Source organism: Allomuricauda sp. TY007 (assembly GCF_010468565.1).
Classification (GTDB): domain Bacteria; phylum Bacteroidota; class Bacteroidia; order Flavobacteriales; family Flavobacteriaceae; genus Flagellimonas.
The window spans coordinates 1-2,552 of the sequence record NZ_WUEG01000033.1; the positions used below are offsets into that span (position 1 = coordinate 1).

Here is a 2,552-nt window from a genome sequence, read left to right on the forward strand (position 1 = left end):
TGGAAACGCCGGACATAGTATACCACCCTCGCCGGGTTAAAGTGACCATAGCTGGCCGGACGAAAGTGACCCACCCCCGCCGGGCCAAAGTGACCCACCTTTAGATTAGATCTATCTGTAAAAAGTCTAAGTGCTTTTTTTGTTAAAAAGCACCATGGCGAACAAGCAGATAGACATGCGAAAAACAAAACTGATTTACAAACTGTACACCTCCGGTACGAGCAAGCGTGGGATAAGCCAACAATTGGGCATATCCCGTGTCACGGTCAGGAAGTACATCGAATTCTTCAGGCGGTACCGTTTTACCGCCTACGAAGTGGAGAAGATGACCCTAGAGGAACTCCACAACCTTTTTAAGGACGGGCAAAAGCGCAAGAGCCAACGTTTGCTGACCTTAAGGCAGTACTTTCCCTATTTTGACAAAGAGCTTCGCAAGACCGGGGTGACCAGACAATTGTTATGGGAAGAATATTATGCCAAGCACCCCGATGGCTTCAAGCTCTCACAGTTCAAGTATTGGTACGCCGAATGGCGCAAGGAGACCTCTCCGGTAATGCACATGGAGCACAAGGCCGGCGACAAGCTCTTTATAGACTTCACGGGAAAGAAACTCCATATTGTTGACAGGGACACCGGTGAACTGAAGGAACTGGAGGTGTTCGTGTGTATACTCGGTAGCAGCCAATACACTTATGTAGAGGCCTGTGCAAGCCAAAAACTGGAGGACTTCATCCGCTGCACCGAGAACGCACTATGGTTCTACGGCGGCGTACCAAAGGCCTTGGTGCCGGACAACCTTAAGTCGGCGGTTACCAAGAGCAGCCGTTACGAGCCCAAGGTCAACGAGGTGTTCGCCGACTTTGCCGAACACTACGAAACGGCAGTACTGCCCACACGTACCTATAGGCCAAGGGACAAGGCCATAGTGGAGAACGCCGTGAAGATAATCTACACCAGGGTGTTCGCCCCTTTACGGAACCAGGTCTTCCATAGCATGACCGATATCAACATCGCGATAAGGGAACTGTTGGAAAAACACAACGCAATGTCGTTCAGGGGAAGGGAATATTCCAGGTGTTCGCTTTTTATGGARATCGAGAAGGGCGAACTGATGCCGTTACCGGCGAAACGCTATGAGGTAAAACGCTATGCCCAGGCCACCGTACACAAGAACAGCCATGTTTATTTTGGGAAGGACAAGCATTATTACAGCGTGCCCTACAGGCATATAGGCAAACAGGTCAAGCTGGTCTATACCGACAGTATCGTCGAGATCTACCATAAGCACGAAAGGTTCGCCGTACATACAAGGAACAGGAAGAAATACGGCTATACCACCTTGGCCGACCATATGCCCTCGCACCATCGTTTCATAAGCGAGTGGAGCAGTGAAAAGTTCATCGATTGGGCAAGCGATATCGGCGGACACTGTAAAGGGTACATCATTGCCATCCTGGAGAAGAAGCAACACCCGGAACAATCCTATAAGTCCTGTCTGGGCGTGCTCCACCTTGCCAAAAAGTACGGAAGGGAACGTCTTGACGGTGCCTGTAGGCGTGCCGCGGAATATGGTGCGTACAATTACAATATGGTCGAGCGCATCCTGAAAAAGGGGTGGGACCAGATCGATGAAGGTATCGACGGGGACATGGAAATGCCCGAGCACAACAACATAAGGGGAGGAAAATACTACGAATAGGAACAATACTTAAAAACAGAACAYATGAACGAAAAAACAATGCAATCGATGAAAGAAATGAGGCTCTATGGAATGCACAGGGCCTTCACCACAACAATGGAAACCGGCGGTCCGTCCACCGGTTACACCAACGATGAACTGATCGCCTATCTCGTCCAGAGCGAATGGGACGACCGTCACAACCGTAGGATAGAGCGATTGACCAAGTCCGCAAGGTTCAGGTATACGGCCGTCATGGAAGCTATAGACTACCGACCGTCGCGCCAACTGGACAAGAACCTGGTCCGGCGGCTAGGTTCCTGCGGGTTCATCCAAAAAAGGGAGAACATACTTATTACCGGTAGTACCGGCGTGGGCAAAAGTTACCTGGCATCGGCCATCGGCCACCAGGCCTGTTCCATGGGGTCAAAAACGATGTACTTCAATACTGCGAAGCTCTTTACCCTGCTCAAGACATCAAAGGCAGACGGTTCCTATCCAAAACAGATAAACAAACTTGAAAAACAGGACTTGCTCATCTTGGATGACTTCGGCCTTAAACCATTGGACAACATCAATAGGCATGCACTTATGGAGATCATCGAGGACAGGCACGGCAAAAAATCCACTATAATAGCATCACAATTGCCCGTATCAAAGTGGCACGACATTATCGGGGAGAAAACACTGGCCGATGCCATCCTCGACCGTTTGGTGCATACAGCCCACAGAATAGATATAAAAGGAGAATCAATGAGAAGAAAATTGAAAAATAAAAACTAAGTTTAACCCAAGGATAGATCAAATCTGGGCAGTCCATTTGCCATGGTCAGTTTCATCCGGCGAAGGTGGGTCAGTTTACCCGGCTTATCCA

2 protein-coding genes are annotated in these 2,552 nt (G+C 49.3%); both read left to right on the forward strand.

Going from position 1 to position 2,552, the window contains the following annotated elements:
• Positions 1-154: 154 nt before the first annotated feature.
• A complete protein-coding gene (gene istA, locus GO009_RS17195) occupies positions 155-1,699 on the forward strand; it encodes an IS21 family transposase (protein WP_116186017.1) in 1,545 nt (514 codons plus the stop codon).
• Positions 1,700-1,723: 24 nt separating this feature from the next.
• Positions 1,724-2,461 carry an IS21-like element helper ATPase IstB gene (gene istB, locus GO009_RS17200; RefSeq protein WP_116186018.1) on the forward strand — a complete coding sequence of 246 codons (738 nt, stop codon included), beginning with the start codon at positions 1,724-1,726 and terminating at the stop codon, positions 2,459-2,461.
• Positions 2,462-2,552 lie beyond the last annotated feature (91 nt).

Coding starts and splice junctions, on each gene's coding strand:
- istB (WP_116186018.1), top strand. CDS start 1,724: ATGAACGAAAAAACAATGCAATCGATGAAAGAAATGAGGCTCTATGGA.